A 25,520-nucleotide genomic window follows, 5' to 3' on the forward strand; every position below is an offset into this window, starting at 1 on the left:
TCGATGCAGTTGCGCCCAAGAACGCCGCCCCAGCGCAGTAAGGCAGTCACGAGGCGTCACCGCCCTGGCTTGACAACATCATTGGGAATCTCCCTCGTCGAGGAGTTGCACGGTACGGGGGGCGGCGTTCGCCGGTGGGCGTTCACAGCCGTCGACGGTTCTAGCACCCCCGACGGGCCGTCATCCCGCCCTTCCGCCCGGGATGATCGCTCCGGCGCCCGCCGTCCACGCGCGCCCGTACGGATCCTCCGGCCCGCCTCGGCCGATCGGCCCGCCGGTCCCCTCCCGCGCCTGGCGCAGCCGCTCCGCGGGGGCACCGCCCACCAACCGCCGTCCGCTACCCGCTACCCGCTATCCGAGCGCGAGCATCGCCTCGGCGACCGCGCCGACCGCCGCGTCGGGGATCGCGGTGGCACCCCCGTCGAGGACGAGCAGTCGCGCCCCGGGGACGGCGCGCGCGATCGCCTCGCCGTTGCCGACGGGGAAGAACCGGTTGCGGCGGCCGTGGACGACGAGGGTGGGTACCCCGATCCCGGGCAGGCGCTCTCGCCAGCGGGGTGTGCAGTCCAGCCCGGCGAACACGGTGCCCAGGTGGTTGGCCGTCTGGACCGGGGGCGCGGTGCCGGGCGTGCGGTCCCAGATACGCGCGGCGACGGCGCGGGCCGTGATCGGGTCGTCGCCGAGGATCTCCGCGCCGGTGGCGGCGAACTCCGCGACCGCCGCGCGGTCGCTCCAGTCGGGCGCCGGGCGGGCGAACAGGCGGCTCATCGTCGCCCGGTCGTGGTCGGGGAGGTCGTCGTCGGGCGGGCCGGGGGCGACGGCGCGGGTGTTGACCAGGGTGAGCGCGGAGAACGCGCCCGGGTGGTCGAGCGCGGCGACCTGGGCGACCATCCCGCTGACGCCGGTCCCGGCGAGGTGCGCGGGCGCCCCGCCGAGGGCGTGGGCGAGGGCCGCCGCGTCGGCGGCGAGGTCGCGCAGGGTGTAGCCGGGTGCCCGCGGGTCCGTCGTCGTCGACTCCCCGCTGTCGCGCAGGTCGTAGCGCACGGCGCGGCGCCCGCCGGCGGCGAGGCGTTCGCAGAGCGCGTCGGGCCAGGAGAGCATCGTCGGCCCGCCCGCGAGCAGGACGAGCGGCGCGTCGACGTCACCGAACGACTCGACGCCCAGGGCGGTCCCGTTGACGGAGACGGTGGCCATCCCGGGTCACCGAGCGTCGTCGTCGTGCCCGAGGCCCCGGTCGGGCAGGCTCATGTCGCCGGTCCTCGGCGTGCCGTCCGCGAGCCCGTAGCGCAGGTAGACGGTGCCCTGCGCACCCGCCACCGGCGGTTCGAGGAGCGTGAGGTTGGTGGGCACCGCGCCGTCGTCGAAGACCTTCTTCCCGACGCCGAGCACGATGGGGTGCACCCACAGGTCGAGCCGGTCGAAGAGCTTCTCGCGCAGGAGGGTCTGCACCAGGTTCAGGCTCCCGACGACCTTCACGTTCCGGTGCCGGTCGCGGACTGCGCGCACCGCGCCGGCCAGGTCCGGGCCGAGCAGCGTGGATCCGGCCCACGGGAGGTCGGGGGTGCCCCGGGAGGCCACGTACTTCGGGACGCGGTTGAAGAGTTCGGCGATCTCGCCCTCCTTCTGCTGCGGCCAGTACGAGGCGAAGAGGTCGTACGTCCGCCGGCCGAGCAGGAGGGCGTCCGTGCCCTCGTACGCGGCGAGGATCTGCGCGCCGGTGACCTCGTTCAGCAGGGGTGCCTGCCAGCCGCCGTACGGGAACCCCTCCGGGTCCTCGTCAGGTCCGCCGGGCGCCTGCCCGACGAGGTCGAGGGTCGCGAACAGTTCGATCTGGATGAGGCCCATGTCTGTGCTCCCGGTGGGGGGTGAGGTGGTCGTCCCGGTCGAGATGTAGACCTTCCGGGGCCGGAAAACTCATCGCCACGCCGACACCCGGTTTCCGCCCCCGCCGACGACTCGCCGACCGACTCGCCCCCGATGCTCCCCTCAGGGTCAGACGGGCGGCAGCAGGTCGCTCCCGCTGACGGTGTACGTCAGCGGGGGGTAGCCGGGGCGGGCCGGGCCCCGCCGGCTCGTCGTCCGCCGCGCGTCGTCTCAGGCCGTGACGGTGCGGAAGATGTGCTGGGTGATGGCGAGACCCTTTCCGACGTACGCCAGTACGAAGGTGTCGCTGTAGTTGATGACCGAGTCGTCGACCGAGAGCTTGCCGATGACGGTGACGAGCTCGGCCGTTCCGCGCCGCCTGTTCGGCGACCGTCCCGCATGTACGGACATTGTCTCAGGTGGCACGTCTCGCCGGCTTCTTGCAGCAGGTCAGGGCCGCGGCCAGGGCCAGGCCACGGCGCTGCCGGGCGTACGGGATCTTGAGGCCACGAGCAGTCCATGGCAGCCTCATGGCGCATGATCGATGAATTCGCGAAGGACAACCTGCACGGGCGACTGCGGCGGGACCGCGAGGCACTGCTCTGGAAACTCGACGGCCTGTCCGAATACGACGCCCGCCGACCTCTGACAGCGTCCGGGACCAACCTCCTCGGCCTGGTCAAACACGTGGCCACCGTCGAGGCCAGGTACTTCGGCGAGGTCTTCGACCGCCCTTCCCCGGAACCGCTGCCCCGGTGGCAGGACTCCGACGGCGGCGATCTGTGGGCGACCGAGGACGAGACCCTCGATCAGATCACCGGGTTCTACCAGCGCACATGGGAACTCTCGGACGCGACGATCAACGAACTCCCCCTCGACGCACCGGGCCACGTGCCGTGGTGGCCGGAGCCTCATGCCGGCACGAACCTGTTCGCCGTCATGGTCCATGTCCTCGGCGAGTCCAACCGCCATGCCGGGCACGCCGACATCCTCCGCGAGAGCCTCGACGGCCGGACCGGCATGCGCCCCGAACACGCGAAGCAGATCGACGGGCAAGCCCGTGCGGCCTACTTCGCGAAGATCGAGCAGGCCGCCAGGTCGGCCGCACCGATCGAGGCTCAGGCCGTCTGATGCCGTGATCAACTCGCCGACGAGCAACGGACGTTCATCGAGTCATCCTGAGCTTGTGGGCGGCTCCACGCCACATCGCGGTGTCATTCCGGACATCCACAACTCTTCTGGCTCCCAGGTCAGTGGCGAACCGCAGCATGGTGGGCTCGGAAGCTCCCCTGGATCACCCCCATCCCGTCCGTTGCCACTGCCGGAGAGAAGGTTGTCATGAGCGCACCTACCCGTACCAGGTTCGCCCGCTTCCTGGCCGTCCCCGCCCTTGCCATGGCGAGCACGGTCCTCGCAGCCGCGCCCGCGAGCGCCGGAGGACTCTCCATAGGCGTCAACGGCGCCACCGTCGCGGATGCCGGGCGGACGCTGAACGTCTCCGTCACCTACCGGTGCCTCCCGATATTCGACTGGGTCAAGATCACCGTCCAGGCCACGCAATCCGCCGTGTCGGGCGTCGGCTCGGTCCAGCTCCCCTGCACCGGCGGGGAGACCGTGACCATCCCGGTGGGCGTCACCTCGCCCGGTGACACCTGGATCAGGTCCTCGGTGAACGTGGTCGTGCACATCTACGACGCCGAGCTCGACCGCGGCGGGGCCGCGGCCACCGTCGTCGCCACCTGACCGGCGTCCACGGAGAACGAAACGGCCGGTCGATCCGAAGATCGACCGGCCGTCCCGGCTCGTCGGGGGCTCACACAGGCCATAGAGGCCTCCGAACCCCTTGGAATCGATCACCCAGGACCTGCCGGGCGCCGTAGCGTGACTGGTCCATGGCGAGGGTACTCGCGTCATGATGGCCCGGACGGGCTCCGGCACCGGATGCCACCCCGGCAGGATCGCACTACGATCGCCCTGCAACGGCGCGGCAAGGGGTGGAGATGCCGGATGGGATGTTCGTCGTGTTCTGGTCGGTGCCGGTGGTCGCGGTGGCGCTGGTCTGCTTCGCCGCTCTGAGGGAGCACGGCACGCCTTCCGCCAAGCGGGCCGCTTACGTGTTTCTGGGCATCGCGGCACTGCCGGCGCTGTTCCTGGCGTTGATCGTGTTCGCGCTCGCGACGGGCTGATAGGGATCGAGGCCCGGCCCGCATGCGCTGTCCGGAGCAGCTTCCGGACAGCGCGTCACACTGGGCCAACAGGGCGGGTGTTGGCGGATCACACGCGGTAAATCCGGCGACGGCGGCGGTGATCCCCGGAATACTGGTCGCCCATGGATGAGGTCGAAGTCGTCGTCGCCCATTCCGAACGCGCGACCCTGCGCGTCGGCGACGTGTTCCTGAAGGTGGACGCCGATCAGGCGCGCATCGACCGCGAGGTCGAGGCGATGTCCCTCGCGCCGGTCCCGACGCCCGAGGTGCTGTGGCGCAAGCCGCCCGTACTCGCGCTCGCCGCGGTCCCCGGGACGACGCTCGGGCGCCTCGGCGGGCCGGCGACCGGGTCACCGGCCGCGTGGGCGGCGGCGGGCGCCGCCATCCGGAAGCTGCACGACGCGCCGCTGCCGCTCCGGCCCGGCCGGGCGGGCCGGAGCGTCGCCGCGCTGGAGGCTGAACTCGACGAGGAGTGCGGAGTGTTGGTGACGAACGGCATCCTGCCCGTCGACCTGGTCACCCGCAACCGCCGGGTCGCCGAGGCCGCCTTCCGGCCGTGGACCCCGGCGTTCACCCACGGCGACCTGCAGATCGCGCACGTCTTCGTCGACGGCGACGAGGTCACGGGCATCATCGACTGGTCCGAGGCCGGGCAGGGCGACGCCCTGTACGACCTCGCCACCTTCACGCTCGGCCACGAGGAGCACCTCGCCGACGTCATCGCCGGCTACGGCACCGATGTCGACGTCGACCTCGACGTGATCCACGCGTGGTGGTCGCTGCGGAGCCTGCTGGCGGTCCGCTGGCTGATCGAGCACGGCTTCGACCCCTTCGCGCTGGGCTGCGAGGTCGACGCGCTGAAAGCCCGGATGTGAGGCAGCACGGGATGGCAACCTCCGCGACCTCATTGGAAGCTTTCACTAACTCCCATTTGTCATCTGGTGGTTGACACCAGCGGTGTGACAACGGGCAGGGCCCCGACCCCGACAGCCCCCGGAGGCGCCGCAGCGGGCTCACGCAGGGAAGTCCCCGGACCGGATCACGGCGATGAACGACTTCCAGGCGGCGGACGGGAAGACGAGCGCCGGGCCAAGGGGGTCCTTGGAGTCACGCACGGGGACGAGGCCGGGGAATCCGGGGGCCACCTCGATGCAGTCGCCGCCGTTGCCCCCGCTGTAGCTGCTCTTGCGCCAGACCAGACTCATGCAGGGAACTCACCCTCCTGAATCGCGGCGATGAAGGAGTCCCAGGCGGCGGACGGGAAGACGAGGGCCGGGCCGTGCGGGTCCTTGGAGTCACGCACCGGGACGGCGCCGGACAGGAAGCCAAGGGCCACCTCGATGCACTCGGCCCCGTCGTCCCCGCTGTAGCTGCTCTTGCGCCAGATCAACACAGCCAGCTCCCTGAAGAGGTCTACGCCGGAAACTCGCCCGAACGGACAGCCACCACGAAGGCTTCCCAAGCGGCAGCCCGGAAAACGAGGGCCGGGCCATGAGAGTCCTTGGAGTCACGCACCGGGACGACGCCGGACAGGAAGCCAGGGGCCACTTCGATGCACTCGGCCCCGTCGCCCCCGCTGTAGCTGCTCTTGCGCCAGGCCGCCCTCTTGAGATCGACGTTCAGCAAAGCGGTACTCCTCCATCGCATCGACGATCAGGGCTCGGGTATCCCCTGGCGAGAGTACACCGGTACGCACCATGTCGAAGTCTCGCCTGGACTCCTCGACAACCGACGGCGCGTCGCTGAAGTGCCCGCGATACAGGCTCTCCGAGTACACCCACTCCTTCCCGTCCGGCATCAGCATGAGCACCATGGACGTCGCTGGCGTTGTCGCCGGCGGGCTGCCGAACGGCATCACCTCGACAACGATGTTCGAGCGCTCGGTCACCGCGAGCAGGTGTTCCATCTGCCGTCGCATCACGCCCGGGCCGCCGATGACAGTACGGATGGCACTCTCATCGAGCACCACCATGAGCGTCGGTCCCTCAGTAACCAAGAAACGACCCTGCCGCTTCAATCGGGTCTCGACCAGCTCGGCGTACCGCTTCGGGTTGTTGCGCGCATTTCCGGTGTTGATCATCGCGCGAACGTACTCTTCGCACTGCAAGAGGCCATTGATCCGGTTGAACTGAAGCACCCGAATCGCCAGCGCCTCGTCCTCCAGTTCCATGAACTTCTCGAACCAGTCCGGGGTTTCGATGTCCGCCTGCCAGTCCACCCGCTCCCAGAGCCGGACCAGCAAGCCCCCCATGGCCAGGATCCCGTCAGCCTTCTCGACGGTCTCCCGATCCATCGGCCTTCTACCACCCTCGAACCGGGTGATCACCGTACGGTCGAGGTGCAGCAGCTTGCCCAACTGCCCCTGGGTGTAGCCGGCTCGCTCACGCGCGAAGCGGAGCGCTTCGCCGAACATCTCCGCCGGGTTCGCCGTCGGCTCGAGCCCAAGGCGCCGATGTGCCATGTGTTTCCCCCTCAGGTGTTTCAGATCTCCACACAGTGTTTTGGTCGCAACCGTAACTCCGGCACCCCCATCATTGATGCCAGAACGCAATCTATTGCATGCGTAGCGTTACATCGCACGCCCCCCTTCACGCCCCCTCCGCCCCCATGAGGTGCTCCCCCATGCTCATGTCCCGCCGGCCCCGTGCCTTCGTCGCGCGTCTCGACTCCTGCATCGAATCCACGCCCCTGGCGAGGTACTTGCTCCGGGCCTATCTCGCGGGCCTGCCCTCCGGCGACCGCTACGCCGACACCGCCGAGCTCCTCCTCGGTGAGCTCTTCGCCAACGCCGTCCAGCACTCCGACGCCCCCGACGACCGCCACATCGAGATCCGCTTCACCCTCGTCAACTCCCGCCTCCGGCTGGAAGTCCACGACGCCGGCAGCGGCCGCCCGTCCCTCCACGCCCCCACCCCCTCCGACGAGCACGGGCGCGGCCTGTTCCTCGTCGACGAACTCGCCGAACGCTGGGGCTGCACCTCCCGACCCGACGACATCGGCAAGTTCGTCTGGGTGCTCATCGCCCCGGCCCCCGTCTCCGCCCTCGCCACCGCCTGAAAGCCCGAACCCCCATGCACCTCACGACCCTGGCCCGCCACGCCCTCTCCCGCGGCCGGACCCCCGCCGACACCTACGCCCTCCTCGCCCGCCGCACCCGCAAGCCCCTCCCCTCCGCCCGCGCCGTCTGCCTCGCCCTGTCGATCCCCCTCGCCGAGACCACCCGCCGCCTCAACGACTGCTACGACGCCCTCCTCGCCGACCCCCGCCCCGACTCCGAGACCGACACCGGCGAACTCCTCGAAGCCCTCGGCGTCTTCGACATCCCCAAGTCGCTCACCGACACCGAACTCGCCGTCGTCGACCTCTTCATCACCGCCGTCGATGCCATGGGCGGCATCCGCCCCGGCCACCAGCACGGTCTCCAGCGCTGGTTCACCACCGGCAACCTGACCACCGCGTACCTCTCCCTCACCGCCGCCCGCCCCATGCCCCGTACCGGCGACCCCGCCCTGTACTGGGCCACCCTCGTCACGGCCGGCGAACTCCTCACCACCACCCACCACTCCGAGACCCGCATCAAGTACGCCCTCGCCCACTGCCGCGCCCGAGCCGCCCGAACCTAGGCCGTTCCTTCGGATCATCCGATCGCTGGTTGAGGTGTGCGTCATTGACTGACACCCAGTGGGCAAGGATCGAGCCGTTGCCGCCGGATCCGACACCTCGGCGGGGAGGGCAGTGGCGTGATCACCGGCAGGTGATCGGCGCGATCGCCTTCAAGTACCGCACCGGGGTGCCGTGGATGGATCTGCCTGAGCGCTTCGGCTCGTGGAAGGGCGCCCACAACCGCTGCGGAAGTGGGCCGCCGACGGCACATGGGAGAGGGTCTTCACCGCCCTGCTCCATCGTCATCCGGTCGGCCAGGTGACTCCAGCCGGGCCGCCTAGACCCATCCCTCGTCGAGGTAGACCGTCCAGGCGTCTCCCACTGCTCTGTGCAGTTCAACCAGGGCCGCGACCTCCGCGACGGCTGCCGGGGCGTCGGACAGTCGCAGCGGGGAGTCCGGGACGCTGTCGCGGGTGTAGACCGGTAGCTCGCCGTCGCAGCTGAAGGCGTGAAGCGATGAGGGGGCGAGGCTGAACCATGCGGGACGGTTCTCCTCGGCCCATGCAGCCGCAGCGTCGACACGGTCTACATGCACCAGTAGATGCTCAGGTGCGGGCCCGCAACTGAACTGCACGAGGAAACCGTGGGCGTCCACTGCCCACCAATCCCACATGAACCCAGGTCGGGGGTGCCGCAGGATCGTCGTCATGTCAAAGGATCAGCAGCCGACTTCACCAAGGCCGCGTCAGCCGCGCTCGGGCCAGACCGGGCCCTGGTCGGTCCAGATGACGCCCTTGTTGCGGCACAGGCAGAAGGGGTGGCCGATCGGGTCGGTGTAGACCTGCCAGCCGTAGCCGTTGGGGCCGATGAAGTCCTGCCTCAGCGTCGCGCCGAGGTCGAGGACGCGGCGCTGCTCGGGCTCGATCTCGTCCACTTCGAAGTCGAGGTGGAACTGCTTGGGGTGCTCGCTGTCGGGCCACTGCGGAGCGCGGTAGTCGTCCACCCGGATGAATGCCAGCTCGATCTCGCCGAACTGGATGCCGGCCCAGTCCGCCGAGCTGCCTTCCTTGATCGGACGGCCCGTCACCTCGGAGTAGAAAGCCGCCAGCTTCATCGTGTCCGGGCAGTCGATGATGAAATCGGTGAGTCGCAGCATCCCGCGATCTTGCCACAAGCTCACACCCGACTTCGAGACGGGCGCCCCCAGACCCCGTTCACCAGGGGCGGCCGGGTTCGTACCGCAGGTTCGGATCGGCAGCGGGCTTCGGCGGAGCCGCTCAGCGCTCCGGTTGTGACGTCGTGATCGGCGTCAGTCGCGAGCGTGCCCGGTTGCCTCCGCCCGGTCCCGGGCCGCCATCACGTCCTCGCCGTGTTCGAAGGCCCAGGCGCCGAACGCCTCGATCGGTTCCAGGAGTGTCCGCCCCAACCCGGTGAGGGTGTACTCCACGCGCGGCGGCGACCCGGCGTACGCGCGGCGTTCCACCAACCCGTCGGACTGGAGCCGGCGCAGCGTCTCCGTGAGGACTTTGGGGCTGATCCCGCCGATCCGCTCGCGCAGTTCGCCGGGCCGCGAGGGCCCGTCGCGCAGCGCCCACACCAGGACGGCGTTCCAGGTGTTGGCGAGCAGGTCGAAGGCGAGCCGGGCTCGGCAGTCGGCGAGGAAGCCGTGGTCAGGGATCACTTACCAGATGGTGCCCCAGGACTTTCCTACTGTCTCCCTGTTCCGACTGGCAGGTCGTCACAAGGAGGTTGGTCATGATGAGGATCGGAATCATCGGTACCGGCGCAATGGCGCGGGTGCTGGGTACCCGGTGGGCGGGGGCCGGGCACGACGTGCTGGTGGGTGGACGGGACACGGGCCGCGCCGCCGCCCTCGCCGACCAGATCGGCGGACGGGCGGGGACTCCGCGGGACGCGGTCGAACACGGCCTGGACGCGGTGCTGCTGGCCGTGCCGTACGCGGCGGCGATCGGCGTGGTCTCCGGCCTGGCCGACGCCGCGCGGGGAAGGACGCTGGTCGACTGCACCAACCCGATCGCCCCGGGTTTCGTCCTGGAGACCCATGGCGGGCCGTCGGCCGCCGAGCGCATCGCGGCCGCGGCGCCTGGCGCGTCCGTGGTCAAGGCGTTCAACCTCTGCCACGAGAGCGTGTGGCGCAGGACCCCGACCGTCTTCGGCGGACGCCCCCTCGCGGTGCCGCTCTGCGGCGACGACGCGCCGGCCCTCGACACCGTCGGACACCTCGTTCGCGACCTCGGCTGCGTACCGCTCAACGGCGGCGGGCTCGACCGGGCGGGCCTCCTGGAGGCGACGGCGGCGTTCCTGATCGGCCTGTGGGTGGGCGAAGGCGCGGACGCCCAGGCGATCGCGCCGCCGCTGGAGTACGCGGGCGTCGATCCCTCCTGATCTGCGAGGGCTCCCAACCACCCGCCCCGCACAGGAAGTCGGACCCGCCGACTTCTCACTCAGCCGCCTGGTGCGGGGACCCGCTCTGCCGACCCCTCCCGTACAGCACGTGCTGGTCGCAGGGGCGATCGCTGCGTCCATGGACGTGGCGGAAGACCGGCGGCCCGGACGGCCGGCTCCGTCCGGGCCGCCCCGCTCACTCCACGACCTCGGTGCTCCACGTGCCGTTCCGCAACGCGGTCTCCTGGAGCTCCCCGTCGCTCCGGCGGGCCGTGTAGACACGGGTGACGCCGCCGTGATCCACCACCGCCGGCTCGAAGCCGTCGGCCACCTGCTGAACACCGGCGTTCGCCAGGGAGGCCTGTGGCGTCCACCCGTCGCCCGCCGCCTTCGTCTCGGTCAGCAGGCCGTTCCCGTCGACCAGGAAGAGGCTGGTGGTCCCGCCGTGCACCAGGGCCGCCGGGGCGGAGCGTGGCACCGGCACCCGGAAGTCCTTGGTCAGGTCGTGGAGTCGCCACCCTGCATCCTGCGTGCCGCCCGCCGACGTCCCCGGAGGCGTCAGCCGGGCCTCCGAGAGATGGCCGTCGCCGCTGTTGACGGTGAAGACGCTCGTCACCCCGTCGTGCACCACCGCGCTCGGCGTCATGACGGACGCCGGCACGCCGGTCATGGTGAAGATGTTCCACTTCTCGCCGATCCTCAGCGACGACTCCTGGAGCTGCTGGTCCTTCGTGATCGTGTACACCCTGACCAAATCCCCCTCCACCACCGCCACCGGCGCGGTGCCGGCGGCGACCGGCGCGGCGGGCAGCTGCCCCGCGCCCAGGAGCCCGAGGTCGTCGTGCAGGTCCTGCCTGCCCCAGCCCGAGTCGTCCAGGTAGGACCGCCGCAGGTGGTTGTCCACGCCGACGGTGAACACGTTGACCTTCCCGTCCAGTACCGCCGCGGTCGGAGTGCTCCGGACCTCCTGATCACCGAGGTCGGTGGCCTGCCAGTCCTTGTTGGGTTCCAACCGGGCCTCCACCAGGTGCTTGTTCACGGAGTTCACGACAAACACCCGGACGATGCCCTTGTCGAGCACCGCCACCGGGCGGGTGCCGGCCAGCACCTGGGGGATGTTGGAGTCTTCGGACCTGAGTGCGTAGTCCACCACCCTGACCTGGCCCGGGTTCGGGCTCTGCCGGAGCTTCGCCGCCTCGTTGCCGAGGTCCACGTAGCTCTCCAGGAGCTGCTGGTCCTTGTACGCCGTGAAGACACGGAGGTGCTGGTCGTCGGACACCGCCGGACCGGCCGCGTTCCCGGGCGTCGCCGTGGCCGTCATGGCGGCGTCCTGGGCGGGTGAGGAGGCCGAGGATGTCGCGGGGGGCAAGGGGGCGGAAGAGGCCGAGGGGGCCCCGGTGTCCCGGGCGGGCGAGGAAGCCGCGGCGCCGGCGCCGCGGGCGGCGTCGTCATCGCTCCGGAGCAGGGCCCAGGACAGGACCGACGCGCAGACGACGGCGACCGCGGTGGCCAGCGCGATCCGGGTCCGGGGCTCCCGCAGCCGTCCGGGGCGGGGCACGGTCGGTGTGGCTGTCGCCGTCGGTGTCGGTGTCGGCGTCGGTGCTGCCGTCGATGTCGGCGTCGGCGTCGCCGACGCGGGAGGGGTGACCGGAGGAGAGACCGGGAGGTCGGGCTCGGTGGGCGTGGCAGCGACCGCCGGTCCGCCGGTCGGTTCCGCCGCTACGGGGTCGTGCTGCGGACCGGCGCCCCCGACCGCCGGTCCGGGGCCGTCGAGCATGGCCAGCCCCGCCGCCGCGTCGGGCCGACCGGCCGGGTCCCGGGAGAGCAGCGCGGTGATCAACGGCGTCAGCCTGCCCGCCCGTTGAGGCGGCGGGACGAGGGCGAGCGCGACGGCGGCGATCGTCATCGCGGTCGTCTCCCGCCGGAACGGCGACACCCCCTCGACGGCCTCGTACAGCGTCGCGCCGAGGCTGAACAGGTCGACGGCCGGGGTGTCCGGCTCGTGGGCCAGCCGCTCCGGGGCGATGTAGTCCAGCGTCCCGACCAGGGACCCGGTGGTGGTCAGCACGGTGCCCGCGTGGTTCTTGGCGATGCCGAAGTCGGCCAGCAGCACCCCGCCGTCGTCGGCCAGCATGATGTTCGACGGCTTCACGTCGCGGTGGAGGATGCCCACCCGGTGCGCAGCGGCCAGCGCCCGCAGCACCCCGACGGCCACCTCGGCGGCCCGCTCCGGCCCCAACGGCCCGTCGGCCCGGAGCACCTGTGCCAGCGAACGGCCGCGGACCAGCCGCATCACCATCCACGGGCCGCCGTCCTCCACCACCACGTCGTGCACCGTGACGATGTTGGGGTGGTCGCGGAGCGCGGCCGCGTGGCGGGCTTCCGCCATGGCCCGGGCGATGGCCTGCTCGTGCTCGTCCTCGGAGAGGTCCTCCTCCTCCCAACGGACCTCCTTCACCGCGACCTCGATGTCCAGCAGTTCGTCCCTGGCCTCCCAGACCTGGCCCATGCCCCCGGCCGCCAGAGCTCTCACCAGCCTGAACCGTCCGCCGACGAGCCTGTTCGGTGCGGAACTCGAGTCCATGCGAAACCCTTACGCAGTTGGATGGTGACGGAACGTCAGGTCGAGTACAGAGCATAGCGAGGACGTGCGCCGGTTCGGGCCCCGAACCGTAACCGTCCGGCGCCCGGCCCCGACGCCCGCGCCGTTTCGCGCCGGACCGCGCCGGTTCACACCGGTTCGCGCCGGACCGCCCGGTCGGCCACTCCAGGACTCGCCCCCGAGACGAACCCCACGGACCGGCGGCTCGCCTTGACGGCCCGCTGGTCGGCTGGGCAGGGAAGTGGGGCCGCCCGCCTCCGGTGTCACCGGCAGCGGATAGCCTCCGGCGGGAACGAACGCCTGACGGGAGTGGACGTGGACATCGAGGAGACACTGGACCGGCTCGGCGCGGTCATCGGGCCGCCGCCCGCGGGCGGAGTCGTCCCGGTCCCGTGGGAGCTCGGGCCCGAGGTGCTCGGTTTCCAGCTGCCCGCGGACTACCGGGCGTTCGTCGACCGCTACGGGATGGTCAGCATCAGCGACGAACTGCACATCTACACACCATCGGCGGCGCCCAGTTCCCAGGTCAGTCAGCCGCTCGGTTTCGAGGGATTCCTGTACGACACGACCGATCCCTACGGATACTGCGCCTGGCTGGCCGAGGCCTACCGGGACGGGGACCACGACGAGTGCCCGTACCCGCTGTTCCCCGCCGAGGGAGGGCTGCTGAAGTGGGCCAACAACTCCAACTCGGACCACTTCTTCTGGCTGATGCGGGGCCCGGACCCGGACCGCTGGCCGGTCGCCGCCAAGTTCCACTCGATGCGGGAGTGGGACCTGTTCGAGGGCGGCTTCCTGGAGTTCCTGCTCGCGGCGGTGACGGAACAGTACCCGTACCACGACGACGTCGTCCCCGGCGGGACGAGGCAGCTCGGCGACGGCCGCGCCTACCGCCCCGGAGGAGACTGGTCGAAGCACCTACCGCAGTGAATCCGCGGACACGGCCGGCCCCCTGCCGCTACGGCCAGACCCCCAACCACCCACCCCGCGCAGGAAGTCGGACCCGCCGACTTCCTGCGCAGCCCCGAATCAGCCGCTCAGCTCCACCCCTTGCCCTTCCGACCACCGGCCCAGGTCCGCCGGAGCCACCCACCGGGTCATGAGCACCGCCATCGCCCGGTGGACCATCCTCCTCGGCACTGCTGGTGCGGCGCCCGAAGTCGCGCGCCAGGCGGCGACCACGCCGGCGACCGACTGCGCCAATAGGGACTCCTGAACAGCCTGTTGGCGTAGAAGCCCTGCGAGCTGACTAGGCCCGGCTCCCCTCTGCGGGAGCAACAGTCAGGAGTTGCGGGTGAGGCCCTCCGACTCGACAGCGGTGATCTCGGCTGCTGCGAGCCGAGCCTCCTCGCGCACCTCTGGGTCGGGGTGAGGGAGATAGGGTTCGATCAGCGGCCGGGCCTGCAGGGCGTGGGTGGCGCCGAGGATGTAGAGCGTGTGGACGAGGAGTTGGCGTTCCATCGTCGGCATGGCTGCCGCCAGCGGTTCGACGAGAGCCGGAGGCACGCGGTAGTGGTCGAACGCCTCGCTGATCGAGTTCAGGGCGGACTCGCACACCTTGGTCACCGGTTCGTTGACGGCCACGCTGACCAGATGTTCGACGACCAGGCGGGCGGAGTCCGCGTCGAGTGCGGCGTCGCGCAGGAGGTCGCCGAGGACGTCGGCGGCGACGTCCCGACGGCCCGGATCGCGATCGGTCAGCGCTTCAAGTGCCTCGAACATGTCGTTCATGCTGCCACCTCGGGCCGCTCGACCAGGACGCCGTTCTCGAAGTGCGCGCCGGCACGGACCAGCGGCACCGGGTGTACGCCGTCGGCCCACACGGAGACGTAGTCCCGGTCGGCCAGGTCCCGGGTCCGGAGGTCGGCGTGGTCGTCGCTCCACTGTTTGGTCAGCCAGGTCATGGTGGCCGGCGACAGGCCGGCGGTGCCGCCGAGGAGCTGCTCCAGGGCGGGCACGAAGCCCCCGGACGACAGGCCGTGCAGGTAGAAACAGGGGCAGCACCTCGGGGTCGTTGTTCCGACCCTTTCAGGGCGCAGGCATGTAGTCCAGGGGAAGCTCGACTCCTGTGCCGGCGTGCAGCCGTGCCATGTCCTGTCGGTCCTTGTCCGTGGCTTCATAGCCGAGGTGACACAGCACCTGCGTCGCCGCGTCGACACACGGGACCCGGCGCCCGCCGATGCAACCGGTCACCGGCGGCGGGTAGTGGAACCGTTCACCGCCCGGGAGAAGCTGCACCCCGCCCTCGCGGGAGGAGCCGAGGACGGGGTGCAGGTCGATCTCCCGGCCGGCACCGTCCGCGACGGCAAGCGCGGCGGGCAGCCAGTCCCGCAGGACCTCCGTGAACCCGGCCTCGGCCAGCGCGTCTCGCACCACGTCGAGCTGGTCCAGCAGGACGACCAGGTCGAGGTCCGCATGGATTCGGGTCGTCTCCCCGATCAGGGCGTCCACACCCCAGCCGCCGTCCACCCAGGCTGCGGCCCCTGCGCTCTTGAGCAGGTCCAGCACTTCGAGTACATCGGATTCCTTCAGCACCAGGGCACTCTGGCAGTGCGGACGAGCTGTCGCCACCGAGATACCCGCCGGTCCGGCGCAGTTCGCCACCGACTACGGCCCGGCCCGCGAGCGCGGGTTCAGTGCCTGCGGTCCTCGACCGTCCAGTCGTCGCCCAGCTCGCGGCGCAGCGCCTCCAGCGCCACGTCGGCCTCGCTTCGGAACGATTCCTGCTGGTCCCGGGTCCAGGGCGAGGGGCCGGCCGGGTGGTCCCAGTCGAGGGAGGACTGGTACAGGTCGGCGAGTCTGGCGAGTTCGTTCCGGGTGGCCGGGGTGATGGGCAGCTTCTCCAGGACACAGGGGTATTCGTAGGGGCTGTCGAGGTCGGGAGCGCTGTGAGGGCCCGGCCACAACGGGGTGTCGACGCCGTACTCGAAGAAGAACCGCAGGTGATAGGGCATGCCCCAGCCTTTCACGGCGCCGAGCACACCGTGCGGGCGGCCGACGTGCTCAGCCCAAGCTCCCAACCACCCCCGCGCACGGGAAGTCGGCTCCGCCGACTTCTCACGCAGCCGCGTGGTGATCCGCGGACCGGGCGGCCGCAAAACTCGGAGCGAGCGCCGTCGCACAGGCCCGATACTGATCGCCATGGCCGACGAACCCCTGTCCATCCCCCTTGCCGACCTGCGCCGATCGTTCGACCTGGTACTGCGCCACATCGAGGCCGCCACACCAGGCGACAGCCTCGCCCTGGACAAGGACTACTTCTGGTCCGTCCCTCCGGACGGCCTCTACGACGTCTACCGGGCCCCGGACGAGCTCACGATCGGTCAGCTCTCCGAGTCCTGGCAGCACCTGACCGGCCTCCTCGCCGAGCCGGATCGTGCGGTGGGGTACCACCTGGTGTGGCTCGCCGACGTCCTGCGGGCGATCGGCCAGGACATCGCGGCCTGAGGAGGCGTCGGGTCATTGATCAACCGCATGGCGTGAGGCGCTGAGGGTGAGCTTCGCGGACGCCCCGACCGCGAATCCGCAGCCGTCAGGCCTGCTTCTCATCCGCCGCGCCGACGCTGGACGATGGTCTTCCGGTCAGCCCAGCGATGCGCTCGCCGCGCGCAGTTCGTCCAGGGCCGCCAGAACGTACCCGGCGAGCTCCTGCTCTGCGCCACCGTCGTCCTCGGCGCCACGCTCACCCTCGGCGCCCCGGTCTCCCCGGTCGCCCTCGGCCCATTCGGCGTACCCCCGCTTGAAGGCAAGGACGCCCAGCTCACCCGCGAGGGCCGCGATCGGATCGGGTACGCCGCGGGCGACCAGCGCGGCGGTCATCGCGGCCGCGAGGCTGACGGTCTTGAGGGTGTCGCGTTCCTGGAGCTCGGCGCTGGCCGCGATGGCTGCCTTCAGGCGGGGGGCGAGTTCGCGGGTGGCCTGGCCCATCGCGGTCGAGGCGCGCTCGAGACCGGCGGCGACGGCCTCCAGCGGGCTGGCGTCACCGGGCGCTTCGGCGATGCCCTCGGTCAGCAGCCGGCTCAGCGTCTCCTGCCCGGCGACCAGCAGCTCGCGCTTGTCGGGGAAGTGCCGGAAGAAGGTGCTCTTGGTGACCCCGGCGCGCTCGGCGATCTGCGCGACCGTCGTGGCGTCGTACCCCTGCTCCGTGAACAGGTCGACCGCGGCCACGACGAGGCGTTCACGCGCACCTGGTTCCCATCGACTCATGGGATCAGCATATGCGATGGGACTCTTGTCCCATCATCCTGCTACGGTGATGGGACAAGAGTCCCATCACTTCCGGGAGGATTCCCATGCGCGTCTTCGTCACCGGCGGCACCGGTCTGATCGGCTCCGCCGTCGTCGCCGAACTCCTCGGCAACGGCCACACCGTCCTCGCGCTCGCCCGCTCCGACGCCTCCGCCCGGGCCGCCGAGGCGGCCGGCGCCGAGCCCCTGAGGGGAGGCCTCGCCGACCTGGACGTGCTGCGCTCCGGCGCCGCCCAGGCCGACGGGGTGATCCACCTGGCCTTCGGCAACGACTTCAGCAGCCCCGAGGCCCTCGCCCGGAACGTCGCCGAGGAGACCGCCGCCCTCACCGCCCTCGGCGAGGAGCTCCTCGGCAGCGACCGCCCCCTGGTCACCGTCTCGGGTACGCCCCACGTGCCGGGCCGCGCCTCCACCGAGGCCGACCCGGTGCCGACCGACGGGCCGGTCGGCGGCCGCGGTCGCACGGTCACGGCGATCCTCGGCCTGGCCTCGCGCGGAGTCCGGAGCACCTCCGTCCGTCTGCCGCGCACGGTCCACAACGAGGGCACGGGCGGGTTCGCCGGCCTGCTGACCGACATCGCGCGCCGCAGCGGCGTCTCCGGCTACCCCGGCGACGGCACCCAGCGCTGGCCCGCCGTCCACGCGCTCGACGCGGCCGCCCTCTTCCGGCTCGCCCTGGAGCGGGCGGAGCCCGGTACCGCCTGGCACGCCGTGGCCGACGAAGGAGACGAGGTGCGGGACATCGCGGCCGTCATCGGCCGACGGCTGGGCCTGCCGGTCCAGTCGGTGCCGGAGGAGACCTACGGCCCGCTCGGCCCGATCTTCCGGGCCGACCAACCCGCGTCCAGCGCCCGCACCCGGCAGGCGCTCGGCTGGGAGCCGCGGCACCCCGGCCTGCTGGCGGACCTGGAGAACATCCGGCCCTGACCGGCAACCGGCGATCCGCGATCGGGGGCGGACCCGCAGCGGCGCAGCCCGCAACAACCCGCTCCCGTACGGCACTTCACGTCCACAGCAAGGTCCACACCAAGCAGGAGGTTCCATCATGGTGGCAGTCGTCTTCGGCGCCCGCGGCAACGTCGGTCGTCATGTCGCCGACGGGCTGCTGGCCGCCGGCGAGCAGGTCAGAGCGGTCAGCAGGACCCCGGCCACGGGCTCGACCCCCGGGTACGAAGCGGTCGTCGCCGACCTGGACCGTCCCGAGACGCTGCCCGCGGCGCTCGACGGTGCCGACAAGGTGTTCCTGTACGGAATGCTCGACCCCCAGAAGCCCTACGACATCGAGAAGGTCACCGCGGCGGCCGCGGCGGCCGGGATCCGGCAGGTGGTCCTGCTCTCGTCGGTGGCGGTCGTCCTCGACCCCGCCGCCGACCACCCCGTCGCCCGCCTGAACCGCACGATCGAGCAGGCCGTCCAACGGTCCGGCCTGGACTGGACGTTCCTCCGGCCGGGGACGTTCGCAACCAACACCCGTACCTGGTGGGCCGAATCGATCCGCACCGGCAACGTCGTCCGCCTCCCCTATCCGCTCGCGCAGTCGGCGCCGGTGCACGAGAAGGACATCGCGGCGCTGGCGGTGACCGCCCTCACCGAACCGGGCCACTCGCACCAGGCCTACACCGTCCACGGGGCCGAGTCCCTGACCCTGCGACGCCAGGTCGAGCACATCGGCGAGGCCATCGGCCGTCCCATCCGGGTCGAGCACGTCTCCCACGAGCAGGCCCGCGCGGACGTCGCCAGGACCATGCACCCGGTCGTGGCCGAGGCGATCGTCGGCCAGTGGGCCGCCGCCGACGGTGTCGCGGCCGTGACCTCCGTCATCGCCGAAAAGATCACCGGCGCCCCGGCACACGCCTACGCCCAGTGGGCCGTCGACCACGCCGACGACTTCCGCTGAGCCCGTCGTACCGACCGGGCGAAGTGTCGGGTCATTGATCACCTGACCTGCACGGCGCGCACTGCCGAGGGTGGGTCTTCGCGGGCGGCGTCCCGTCCGCGAAAGCCACCCTCGTGTGTGCGCGTCTGCGCGAGCCGCCGACAGATGGTGGACGCCGCCGCCGGCTTCGCCTCCAGGAACACCGCCCGAACCGTTCCGAGGGCGCACCGGGCTACTCCGGGGGCCCGCCGAGCGGCGGGATCACGTCCAGTTGCTGGAGGAAGCCGAGGACGTCCTTGTCCGACCACTTCTCGGCGAGCTTCCCGTTCTCGATGCGGTGGATCACCGTCGCCGTCATCGTGATCGGCCGGCCGGTCGCCGGGATGCCCGGGAGGTCCCCCACGCACATCCCACGGCCCGTCAGCCGGGTCACCACCTTGTCGCCCTCCGCGATCTGGTCCTCGATCTCGTGGACTCCGGGCGTGGCCTCCCAGAACAGCCGGAACGCCTGCTTCAAGCCCTCCCGGCCGGCGGCGAGCCCCGGGAACGGCGGCGGCGAGTGGTCCTGGTAGTCCTCGGCGACAAGGTCGTCCATGGCATCCAGGTTGCCGGCGTCCACCTCCTGGTAGAACCGGCGGACCAGCCTCTTGTTCTCTTCGATGGACATGGGCACCTCTCCCTGCGTACGGTCGCGCCGCCGGAGCGGCGCACGACGCCCGCATCGTCGCCCGCCCGCTCCCCGCGCCACGTCCTCGGCACGCGCGGCCGCCGTGGACGTTCACCCGGAAAGCAGCCGTGCGGGCCCGCCGTCAACGGGCAGTTGGGACGTACCGGTCCGCCGACAGCGCGAAGACCCGGACTCGCCGGCCGCCGGTGGGATTGACGGTCTCGCGCTCCAGCCGCATCCCCAGCTTGGTCATGATCCGCTCGGAGGCGTCGTTGCCCACCTGGGCGATGCTGACGATCCGCTCCAGCCCCCGCTCCTCGACGCCGAACCGTACGGCGGCCGCGGCCGCTTCGGTGGCCAGGCCCCGCCCCCAGTGGGCACGTCCCAGCCGCCAGCCGACCTCGACCGCCGGCAGCACCTCCGGCAGGTAGGAGGGCACCGAAAGGCCGGTGAACCCGGCCAGTTCGCCGGTGGAGCGGATCTCCACGGCGAACAGGCCGAAGCCCCGTGCCTCCCACTCCCCCTCCCACGCCCGGATCCCGTCGCGGGTCTGCTGCTCGTCACGGACACTGCCGTCACGGATCCACCGCATGACCTCGGGGTCGGCGTTGACGGCGGCCATGGGCGCGACGTCCTCCTCGCGCCAGCGACGCAGGATCAAACGGGAAGTCTCAAGCCTGATCATCCGATCATTCTGGATCGCCGAGGGGCTCTCCGCCAGCGTCGCCGGGCACCGAGGGAACTTGTACGAAGGCCGCATCCGGGCCGCTACCGCAGGCAGGCGAAGGCCTGGTCGGCCTCGGCGACGGCCTCGGGCCGCACGTCGCGGGCGCTCCGCCCGTCGGCGATCTTCTGCCAGTTGGCGCGGGCGAGCACCCGCTGGACCGCGATCACCTGGGCCGCCCTCAGCCGTGCCTGGACGTCCGGACCCGGGTCGAGGGCCTCGGCCAGCGCCTGCTCGTCCGCGAGCATGTACTGCAGGAGCCGTCCCGCCAGGCTCGGCGTGGTGAACACCAGACGGTGGAAATCCACCACCGCGGGATGGTCGTTGAGGCCGGTGACGGGTTCGAACCGATCGAGGCCGTCCAGGAAGTGCGCGTGCAGTGCCGCCATCGGCGAGACGTCGGACGGGCGGTCGCGCACGACGCGCGCGGCCTCGCCCTGGTGGTCCGCGAACCGCTGAAGGACCAGGTCCTCCTTGGTGGGGAAGTACCGGAAGAGGGTCGGCTTGGAGACCTCGGCCACGGCGGCGATGTCGCTGACCGAGACCTGGTCGAATCCGTGCGCCAGGAACAGTGAGACCGCCGCTTCGGCGATGGCGTCACGGGTCCGCGCCTTCTTGCGGGCGCGCAGCCCCGTCGGCTCGATCACCTGAACAGCATAACATTAGTGACCAGGTTGCGTTTTTAACCGAGTAACGATTTCCTGGAGCAATGACCCAGCCGAACAGCACACGAAACACCGCACGAACCCCCATGCCGCCGGTGCTCGTCACCGGGGCCACCGGCCGGATCGGGCGCGGAGTCGTCGACGAACTCCTCACCGCGGGCGTGCCGGTCCGCGCCCTCACCCGTCGTCCCGAAGCGGCGGCCACGCTGCCGCCCGGCGTCGACGTCGTCACCGGCGATCTCACCGTGCCCGCCTCCCTCGACGGGGCGCTGCGGGGCGTCGGCGCCGTCTTCCTCCTCTGGACCGCACCGCCGCCGACCGCCGCGGCAGTCGTCGAGCGCCTGGCCGCCCACGCGCAGCGCGTCGTCCTCCTCTCCTCACCGCACCAGACACCCCACCCCTTCTTCCGGCAGCCGAACCCCATGGCGGTGCTCCACGCCGAGATCGAGCGACTCATCGCGGCCACCGGCCTCGAATCGACGATCATCCGGCCGGGGATGTTCGCATCGAACTCCCTGGCCTGGTGGGCACCCGCCATCCGCGCCGGCGAGGTGGTCCGCTGGCCGTACGGCGCCGCCGAGACCGCCCCCGTCGACGACCGTGACATCGCGGCCGTCGCGGCACGCACCCTCTACGAGGACGGACACGCCGGCGGCGACTACGTCCTCACCGGCCCCGAGTCCCTGAGCCAGGCGGCGCAGGTGGAGATCATCGGGAACGTCCTCGGACGCCCGACCAGGTTCGAGGAGCTGTCACCGGACGAGTTCCGCGGCGCGATGGACGGAAAGGCACCGCGCCCGGCCGTCGACATGCTGCTCAACGCCTGGGGCGCGACGATCGGAAGGCCCGCGTACCTCACCTCCGCGGTGTCCGACATCCTCGGAGTACCGCCGAGGCCGTTCTCCCGGTGGGTCGCCGACCACGCCGAAGCGTTCAGGCCGGGCCCGACCCCGTCGACCTGACCTTCGCCCGAGTCATCGCCCGAGCCGTCGGCCGGGTGGCGGGGGCCGCGTCGGCCGCCATAGCGTGGCAGGCCAGGACAGCACCGGCCCGGCGGGAGGGACGACATGGCAGGGACGGATCCGCGGTTCGCCGCCTACGCCCCCGCCCCGGCCGAACGGCACGCACCCGTGATCGCGGTGGTGGCGGAGGCCACCGAGGACGACGTACCCGCGCTAGCCAGGCTGCAGGCCCGGGCACGCGGCGGCTCGACGGACGAATGGGCGGACCGCATCCACCGGGCACTCCATGGCGAGCGCAGCCTGGTCGTCACCGCGAAGGTCTCCGGTGAAGCCGTCGGGTACGCGAGTGCGGCCTACCTGCCCGCGCACCCGGCGGACGGCGCCCCGGCCGGCCACTACCTGACCGGCGTCACGGTGGATGCCGCCTGGCGGCGCCGGGGCCTGGCGAGGCTGCTGACCCGACGCCGGATGGAATGGGCCTGGGAAAGGGACTCGGCGGTCTGGTGCTTCATCTCCGCCAGGAACCGCGCCTCGCTCGACCTGCACCGGGAACTCGGCTTCGAGCAGGTGGAGTTCGGCGCCTCCTTCCAAGGCGTCGGATTCGCGGGCGGCGAAGGCCGGCTGCTACGGGCGGACCGGCCGCGGACGCCCTCGCCCGACATTGCAGGAACGTCCCGTGAGAGCCTGCCCGAACGCCACGGTCCAGGCCCCGGGCCCATCAGCACCTGCGATGCCACCACGCCAACTCGGCGTCCGCCGTCGGCTCATGATGCGTCCGCCCGAGAAGCACCACGTCCAGGCGATCCAGCTGAACCCGGAGTTCGCCCGCAGCCCTTGGCGGAAGCATGAACAGAGCCTCCTGCAACGTGTCCCGGGCCCAGCCCGACCCACAGCACGGACAGGTGAACTCGGCCTCCCACCGCCTCCACCGGCGCTCGGTGCCGTGGACACGCACGGACCAGACGCTCAGCGCCACTGACACCATGCCCGGAGCCAACCGCTCCCGCTCAAGCACACGGACGGCGGCGTTGGCCGCCCCCGAAAGACCCGGGACATCGCGATACCGCACCCAGGCCCTCCCCCAGCCGCGTGCGCGCGGCCGAAGTGAAGCCGGTGTTCTACGCGGCATGGCCCCTTCGAATGCACGTCATGGATGACATCATCCCATGCTCCGAGATCGACCCGGTAGAACCCGGACCCGCCGGACATCAGGATTGAAGGAATTCCCGACGGCTTTCAAACGGTCAAAAACCAGGTGCGGATACCCCGGCACGCACTCCTATACTCGTGCGAACTCACGGAAAGGAGGTGCAGGCGGTGAAGCTTGCCGAGGCACTGGCAAAACGCGCGGAGGCGACGCGCCGAATAGAACAGCTGCGGGCGCGCGTCGTCAGCAGCGCGCGGCACCAGGAGGGGGAGACCCCCGCCGAGGACGCGGCCCAGCTGCTGGCCGAGATCGGTGAAGTGCTGGACGCCCTGGAAACGTTGATCCGGCGGATCAACCGGACCAACGCCACCGTGGAGATGGGACCGGACGGCACGCTCACCGACGCCCTCGCGCGCCGGGACGTCCTGCGGCTGCGCCACTCCGTGGTCACCGCGGCGGCCGACGCGGCGGCGGGTACCGGCGAACGGGGATACGGCCGGCAGCTCCGGTCCGAGCTGATGATGCTCTCCGCACTCCCGGTCGCGGACCTGCGCGCCCAGGCGGACGCACTCGCCCGGGACATCCGCGAGGTCGACGTGCGGATCCAGCGGACCAACTGGGAAGTCGACCTGCTGGACTGAGCACTCCGGCAGAATGACGGGACGCGATGTGGAGCAGGTAGCGGCTTCGGAGGCGTGCACACACCGAGAGCCGGCGGTACTCCGGCCCACTCCTGGCGCGTGAAGAGCAACGCGGGGTTCGACTCCCCACCAACAGCGCAGCTCAGCACCGCGTACAGGTAACAGTGCACATCACACAGCACATCACCATGTGCAGATCCGAAGCGGCGAGGGCGGGTTCGGGGCTTTCCACACCGTGCCACGGGTTTCCCCGTGGACCATCGGACGTACACCACCCCTCCTATCATGGAGGCATGAGTTCGTATACGGGCACTGAGACTCGACCGGAACTGACTACGGCATTGAGTGGGAACGAACTGGCCCGCTGGTACTGGACGCTGGCCGAACTGACCACGCTCGCCCGGGAACTCGGCGTGCCGCGCGGCGGCGGAAAGGCAGCACTGACCGAGCGGCTACGAGCCGCACTCGACGGCGCCGCCCCACCCGCCGCCCCACCCCGCGCACGCAAGGCCGACCGCCAGCTCGCCGCACCGGTGGACGGATCCACCGTCATCCCCGAGGGCCAGCGGTGCAGCCAGGTCCTGCGCGAGTACTTCCGCCGCGAGCTCGGCCCGGCCTTCCACTTCGACGCCCACATGCGCACCTTCATCGCCGAATCCGCCGGACGCACCCTGGCCGACGCCACTGCCCACTGGCACACCACCCGCCAGGCCGCCTCCCAACCCCAGGAAATCGGCCCACAGTTCGAACTCAACCGCTTCCTCCGCACCTGGCACACCTCCCACCCGGCCTGCACCCACACCGAAGCCCTCACCGCCTGGCGCACCCACCGCAACCGCCCCCGCAGCCCGGCCACGGGGTGACCGGCCCCAAGAGGCCGGGGAGCAGGGCTCGACGAGGTGACCGCCATCGAGAGCATCATGGCTGCCGCCGCGCAGAAGCTGGAGGCCATGCGCGACCGGGCAGCACAACCGTCCGCGGTCCACCTCGGCATGCCCGACATCCGACGCGACACCGGACGAAGCAGCGCAAACGTCTAGAGATCCTTCCCATCGGATCCTAAGCTTCGCGGATGACCTATGAAGAGTTGTGCTGGGAACCGATAGTGGCGCTTCCAGAAGGCGAGCCCGAGACGTCCTTCGGTGGGCGTTGGGAGGACCGGCTCTGGTTGAACGTTCCTGGCCCCTTCTATACCGGGATCGCCGATAACTGTTGGACGGGCCGGCTACACGCACCACGTCATGTACTCTACGGCGGCGAGTACTTCGGTGAATATGTGTATCGCCAGCCGGCGACCACGGCCGAGGTCCTGAACCTGGTGACAGCAGCCCAGGAAGATCCGTACCGCGGCTATGCCTGCGACGGCAACAGCCGATGGACACCCGAGGCTGTTCGGGACTGGTGGCTCGACCGTGGGCGGGTCACCGAGTACCTGGAGTCCCTCCTGCCCACATGGTCATCCAGCGACAGGTCTGACGAGAGGGAAGCCGCGGAGGGGCTGAGGGACTTTGCCGCCTACATCACTGAAGGGCTCCGCGCGGACCTCCGGAAGTACCTCTTCCGGCTTCAAGAGGGCTGCTACCCAAAGAACTCCGGACCACTGCCTGAGCTCCGATAGGCAATGACGGCCTTGGGGAGACCGGCCAACGGTGCGAGGGCCAGTTGACGATCGCTGCGATCAGCGGCAGATCCAGTAGCTGTTTCGGGCCGGATGCCTGCGTCGCTGACCGGTCGGGCACGTCACAGCAATGGTGCCGTCCTCGTACGAGACTCGGTCGCCGACCGCGACGAATACCGACCCGTCCAGTTCGACCCGGAAGTCGGGGCGGAGCAGGAACTCGCTGACCAGCAGCATCCGCGGCACCGGGGTGACACCGTCGAAACTCACGCGCATGAGCCGAGCATCGCAG

At 70.8% G+C, this 25,520-nt stretch carries 37 protein-coding genes and 1 pseudogene; 18 read left to right on the top strand and 20 right to left on the bottom strand.

The annotated features are described in order from the left end of the window. Positions 1-351: 351 nt before the first annotated feature. From ACFY4B_RS27585 to ACFY4B_RS27595, 3 genes are all read right to left on the bottom strand, one after another. Positions 352-1,194, bottom strand: a complete 843-nt coding sequence (locus tag ACFY4B_RS27585) for an alpha/beta fold hydrolase (RefSeq protein ID WP_387972322.1) — start codon at positions 1,192-1,194, stop codon at positions 352-354. Between the two features lie 6 nt (positions 1,195-1,200). Continuing rightward, a complete protein-coding gene (locus tag ACFY4B_RS27590; protein WP_387972324.1) occupies positions 1,201-1,845 on the bottom strand; it encodes a dihydrofolate reductase family protein in 645 nt (214 codons plus the stop codon). Positions 1,846-2,094: 249 nt separating this feature from the next. Beyond that, a complete protein-coding gene (locus ACFY4B_RS27595; protein WP_387972327.1) occupies positions 2,095-2,274 on the bottom strand; it encodes a hypothetical protein in 180 nt (59 codons plus the stop codon). 126 nt (positions 2,275-2,400) lie between these two features. Here ACFY4B_RS27595 and ACFY4B_RS27600 point away from each other — a divergent pair, with 126 nt between their 5' ends. The 4 genes from ACFY4B_RS27600 (at position 2,401) to ACFY4B_RS27615 (ending at position 4,945) form a co-directional block, all read left to right on the top strand. Further along, positions 2,401-2,994 carry a DinB family protein gene (locus ACFY4B_RS27600; RefSeq protein WP_117486763.1) on the top strand — a complete coding sequence of 198 codons (594 nt, stop codon included), beginning with the start codon at positions 2,401-2,403 and terminating at the stop codon, positions 2,992-2,994. 207 nt (positions 2,995-3,201) lie between these two features. Further along, complete coding sequence (locus ACFY4B_RS27605) at positions 3,202-3,606, top strand: hypothetical protein (protein ID WP_387972330.1); 405 nt, start codon at positions 3,202-3,204, stop codon at positions 3,604-3,606. Positions 3,607-3,875: 269 nt separating this feature from the next. After that, entirely contained in the window at positions 3,876-4,049 is a 174-nt protein-coding gene (locus ACFY4B_RS27610) for a hypothetical protein (protein ID WP_387972333.1), read from the top strand. A 143-nt stretch (positions 4,050-4,192) separates the two neighbouring features. Next, a complete protein-coding gene (locus tag ACFY4B_RS27615; protein WP_387972336.1) occupies positions 4,193-4,945 on the top strand; it encodes a phosphotransferase family protein in 753 nt (250 codons plus the stop codon). A 138-nt stretch (positions 4,946-5,083) separates the two neighbouring features. Here ACFY4B_RS27615 and ACFY4B_RS27620 read toward each other — a convergent pair whose 3' ends face one another. The 4 genes and pseudogenes from ACFY4B_RS27620 to ACFY4B_RS27635 all read right to left on the bottom strand — a co-directional run. Continuing rightward, positions 5,084-5,275: a DUF397 domain-containing protein gene (locus tag ACFY4B_RS27620; RefSeq protein ID WP_117486767.1), complete on the bottom strand. Its 192-nt coding sequence runs from the start codon at positions 5,273-5,275 to the stop codon at positions 5,084-5,086. Beyond that, positions 5,272-5,463 carry a DUF397 domain-containing protein gene (locus tag ACFY4B_RS27625; RefSeq protein WP_387972339.1) on the bottom strand — a complete coding sequence of 64 codons (192 nt, stop codon included), beginning with the start codon at positions 5,461-5,463 and terminating at the stop codon, positions 5,272-5,274. Before ACFY4B_RS27625 ends, ACFY4B_RS27620 begins: the two co-directional genes overlap by 4 nt. Positions 5,464-5,483: 20 nt before the next feature. After that, positions 5,484-5,717 carry a DUF397 domain-containing protein gene (locus tag ACFY4B_RS27630; protein WP_117486768.1) on the bottom strand — a complete coding sequence of 78 codons (234 nt, stop codon included), beginning with the start codon at positions 5,715-5,717 and terminating at the stop codon, positions 5,484-5,486. Positions 5,718-5,781: 64 nt separating this feature from the next. Continuing rightward, a pseudogene (locus ACFY4B_RS27635) lies at positions 5,782-6,531 on the bottom strand (helix-turn-helix domain-containing protein); the annotation flags it as partial. A gap of 161 nt (positions 6,532-6,692) precedes the next feature. Here ACFY4B_RS27635 and ACFY4B_RS27640 point away from each other — a divergent pair. The 3 genes from ACFY4B_RS27640 to ACFY4B_RS27650 all read left to right on the top strand — a co-directional run bounded on the left by ACFY4B_RS27640 (position 6,693) and on the right by ACFY4B_RS27650 (position 7,995). Beyond that, positions 6,693-7,127, top strand: a complete 435-nt coding sequence (locus ACFY4B_RS27640) for an ATP-binding protein (RefSeq protein ID WP_387972343.1) — start codon at positions 6,693-6,695, stop codon at positions 7,125-7,127. A 14-nt stretch (positions 7,128-7,141) separates the two neighbouring features. Beyond that, a complete protein-coding gene (locus ACFY4B_RS27645) occupies positions 7,142-7,693 on the top strand; it encodes a hypothetical protein (protein ID WP_375873522.1) in 552 nt (183 codons plus the stop codon). A 77-nt stretch (positions 7,694-7,770) separates the two neighbouring features. Further along, positions 7,771-7,995 carry a transposase gene (locus ACFY4B_RS27650; RefSeq protein ID WP_387972577.1) on the top strand — a complete coding sequence of 75 codons (225 nt, stop codon included), beginning with the start codon at positions 7,771-7,773 and terminating at the stop codon, positions 7,993-7,995. A gap of 15 nt (positions 7,996-8,010) precedes the next feature. Here the strand turns inward: ACFY4B_RS27650 and ACFY4B_RS27655 are convergent, their stop codons facing one another. The 3 genes from ACFY4B_RS27655 to ACFY4B_RS27665 all read right to left on the bottom strand — a co-directional run bounded on the left by ACFY4B_RS27655 (position 8,011) and on the right by ACFY4B_RS27665 (position 9,354). Then, positions 8,011-8,268, bottom strand: a complete 258-nt coding sequence (locus tag ACFY4B_RS27655; protein ID WP_387972347.1) for a hypothetical protein — start codon at positions 8,266-8,268, stop codon at positions 8,011-8,013. A 150-nt stretch (positions 8,269-8,418) separates the two neighbouring features. After that, on the bottom strand, positions 8,419-8,829 hold the full coding sequence (locus ACFY4B_RS27660) for a VOC family protein (protein WP_387972350.1): 411 nt from the start codon (positions 8,827-8,829) through the stop codon (positions 8,419-8,421). Between the two features lie 153 nt (positions 8,830-8,982). After that, positions 8,983-9,354 carry a winged helix-turn-helix transcriptional regulator gene (locus tag ACFY4B_RS27665; RefSeq protein WP_387972353.1) on the bottom strand — a complete coding sequence of 124 codons (372 nt, stop codon included), beginning with the start codon at positions 9,352-9,354 and terminating at the stop codon, positions 8,983-8,985. A 77-nt stretch (positions 9,355-9,431) separates the two neighbouring features. Between ACFY4B_RS27665 and ACFY4B_RS27670 the strand changes: the two genes are divergently transcribed. Beyond that, complete coding sequence (locus tag ACFY4B_RS27670; RefSeq protein ID WP_387972579.1) at positions 9,432-10,079, top strand: NADPH-dependent F420 reductase; 648 nt, start codon at positions 9,432-9,434, stop codon at positions 10,077-10,079. A 196-nt stretch (positions 10,080-10,275) separates the two neighbouring features. On the opposite strand, the gene ACFY4B_RS27675 is transcribed toward ACFY4B_RS27670, so the two are convergent. Then, positions 10,276-12,612, bottom strand: a complete 2,337-nt coding sequence (locus ACFY4B_RS27675; protein ID WP_387972355.1) for a protein kinase — start codon at positions 12,610-12,612, stop codon at positions 10,276-10,278. Between the two features lie 384 nt (positions 12,613-12,996). On the opposite strand from ACFY4B_RS27675, the gene ACFY4B_RS27680 reads away from it, so the two are divergent. Further along, the gene (locus ACFY4B_RS27680; protein WP_387972358.1) at positions 12,997-13,611 is read left to right on the top strand and encodes a hypothetical protein; all 615 of its coding nucleotides are present in this window, start codon (positions 12,997-12,999) and stop codon (positions 13,609-13,611) included. 351 nt (positions 13,612-13,962) lie between these two features. Here the strand turns inward: ACFY4B_RS27680 and ACFY4B_RS27685 are convergent, their stop codons facing one another. From ACFY4B_RS27685 to ACFY4B_RS27700, 4 genes are all read right to left on the bottom strand, one after another. Then, positions 13,963-14,412, bottom strand: coding sequence for a hypothetical protein (locus ACFY4B_RS27685; protein WP_387972360.1), 450 nt, complete (start codon positions 14,410-14,412; stop codon positions 13,963-13,965). Next, positions 14,409-14,639: a hypothetical protein gene (locus ACFY4B_RS27690; RefSeq protein ID WP_387972362.1), complete on the bottom strand. Its 231-nt coding sequence runs from the start codon at positions 14,637-14,639 to the stop codon at positions 14,409-14,411. The genes ACFY4B_RS27685 and ACFY4B_RS27690 overlap by 4 nt, the downstream gene beginning before the upstream one ends. A 70-nt stretch (positions 14,640-14,709) precedes the next feature. After that, a complete protein-coding gene (locus ACFY4B_RS27695) occupies positions 14,710-15,216 on the bottom strand; it encodes a nucleotidyltransferase domain-containing protein (RefSeq protein WP_387972365.1) in 507 nt (168 codons plus the stop codon). A 98-nt stretch (positions 15,217-15,314) separates the two neighbouring features. Next, complete coding sequence (locus ACFY4B_RS27700) at positions 15,315-15,635, bottom strand: hypothetical protein (RefSeq protein WP_387972368.1); 321 nt, start codon at positions 15,633-15,635, stop codon at positions 15,315-15,317. A 187-nt stretch (positions 15,636-15,822) separates the two neighbouring features. Here ACFY4B_RS27700 and ACFY4B_RS27705 point away from each other — a divergent pair, with 187 nt between their 5' ends. Next, positions 15,823-16,128, top strand: a complete 306-nt coding sequence (locus ACFY4B_RS27705; RefSeq protein ID WP_049649920.1) for a hypothetical protein — start codon at positions 15,823-15,825, stop codon at positions 16,126-16,128. Positions 16,129-16,263: 135 nt separating this feature from the next. Here the strand turns inward: ACFY4B_RS27705 and ACFY4B_RS27710 are convergent, their stop codons facing one another. Beyond that, positions 16,264-16,887, bottom strand: coding sequence for a TetR/AcrR family transcriptional regulator (locus tag ACFY4B_RS27710; RefSeq protein ID WP_387972371.1), 624 nt, complete (start codon positions 16,885-16,887; stop codon positions 16,264-16,266). 86 nt (positions 16,888-16,973) lie between these two features. On the opposite strand from ACFY4B_RS27710, the gene ACFY4B_RS27715 reads away from it, so the two are divergent. After that, positions 16,974-17,855: an SDR family oxidoreductase gene (locus tag ACFY4B_RS27715; RefSeq protein ID WP_387972374.1), complete on the top strand. Its 882-nt coding sequence runs from the start codon at positions 16,974-16,976 to the stop codon at positions 17,853-17,855. Between the two features lie 118 nt (positions 17,856-17,973). Next, the gene (locus ACFY4B_RS27720) at positions 17,974-18,825 is read left to right on the top strand and encodes an NAD(P)H-binding protein (protein ID WP_387972377.1); all 852 of its coding nucleotides are present in this window, start codon (positions 17,974-17,976) and stop codon (positions 18,823-18,825) included. Positions 18,826-19,036: 211 nt separating this feature from the next. On the opposite strand, the gene ACFY4B_RS27725 is transcribed toward ACFY4B_RS27720, so the two are convergent. The 3 genes from ACFY4B_RS27725 to ACFY4B_RS27735 all read right to left on the bottom strand — a co-directional run bounded on the left by ACFY4B_RS27725 (position 19,037) and on the right by ACFY4B_RS27735 (position 20,842). Then, positions 19,037-19,471 carry an ester cyclase gene (locus ACFY4B_RS27725; RefSeq protein ID WP_117486781.1) on the bottom strand — a complete coding sequence of 145 codons (435 nt, stop codon included), beginning with the start codon at positions 19,469-19,471 and terminating at the stop codon, positions 19,037-19,039. 142 nt (positions 19,472-19,613) lie between these two features. Further along, a complete protein-coding gene (locus ACFY4B_RS27730) occupies positions 19,614-20,156 on the bottom strand; it encodes a GNAT family N-acetyltransferase (protein ID WP_387972380.1) in 543 nt (180 codons plus the stop codon). A gap of 83 nt (positions 20,157-20,239) precedes the next feature. Beyond that, on the bottom strand, positions 20,240-20,842 hold the full coding sequence (locus ACFY4B_RS27735; protein WP_387972383.1) for a TetR/AcrR family transcriptional regulator: 603 nt from the start codon (positions 20,840-20,842) through the stop codon (positions 20,240-20,242). A 62-nt stretch (positions 20,843-20,904) separates the two neighbouring features. Here ACFY4B_RS27735 and ACFY4B_RS27740 point away from each other — a divergent pair, with 62 nt between their 5' ends. From ACFY4B_RS27740 to ACFY4B_RS27765, 6 genes are all read left to right on the top strand, one after another. Next, complete coding sequence (locus tag ACFY4B_RS27740) at positions 20,905-21,822, top strand: NAD(P)H-binding protein (protein ID WP_387972386.1); 918 nt, start codon at positions 20,905-20,907, stop codon at positions 21,820-21,822. 168 nt (positions 21,823-21,990) lie between these two features. Continuing rightward, on the top strand, positions 21,991-22,671 hold the full coding sequence (locus tag ACFY4B_RS27745) for a GNAT family N-acetyltransferase (RefSeq protein ID WP_387972389.1): 681 nt from the start codon (positions 21,991-21,993) through the stop codon (positions 22,669-22,671). Positions 22,672-23,139: 468 nt separating this feature from the next. Continuing rightward, positions 23,140-23,610: a DIP1984 family protein gene (locus ACFY4B_RS27750; protein WP_387972392.1), complete on the top strand. Its 471-nt coding sequence runs from the start codon at positions 23,140-23,142 to the stop codon at positions 23,608-23,610. Between the two features lie 341 nt (positions 23,611-23,951). After that, positions 23,952-24,473, top strand: a complete 522-nt coding sequence (locus tag ACFY4B_RS27755) for a DUF6434 domain-containing protein (RefSeq protein ID WP_387972393.1) — start codon at positions 23,952-23,954, stop codon at positions 24,471-24,473. Between the two features lie 36 nt (positions 24,474-24,509). Continuing rightward, the gene (locus ACFY4B_RS27760) at positions 24,510-24,650 is read left to right on the top strand and encodes a hypothetical protein (RefSeq protein WP_158077807.1); all 141 of its coding nucleotides are present in this window, start codon (positions 24,510-24,512) and stop codon (positions 24,648-24,650) included. A 32-nt stretch (positions 24,651-24,682) separates the two neighbouring features. After that, positions 24,683-25,228: a hypothetical protein gene (locus tag ACFY4B_RS27765; RefSeq protein ID WP_387972396.1), complete on the top strand. Its 546-nt coding sequence runs from the start codon at positions 24,683-24,685 to the stop codon at positions 25,226-25,228. Positions 25,229-25,288: 60 nt separating this feature from the next. Here ACFY4B_RS27765 and ACFY4B_RS27770 read toward each other — a convergent pair whose 3' ends face one another. Continuing rightward, entirely contained in the window at positions 25,289-25,504 is a 216-nt protein-coding gene (locus ACFY4B_RS27770) for a hypothetical protein (RefSeq protein ID WP_074006460.1), read from the bottom strand. Positions 25,505-25,520 lie beyond the last annotated feature (16 nt).

Source organism: Kitasatospora sp. NPDC001261 (genome assembly GCF_042896795.1).
GTDB lineage: Bacteria > Actinomycetota > Actinomycetes > Streptomycetales > Streptomycetaceae > Kitasatospora.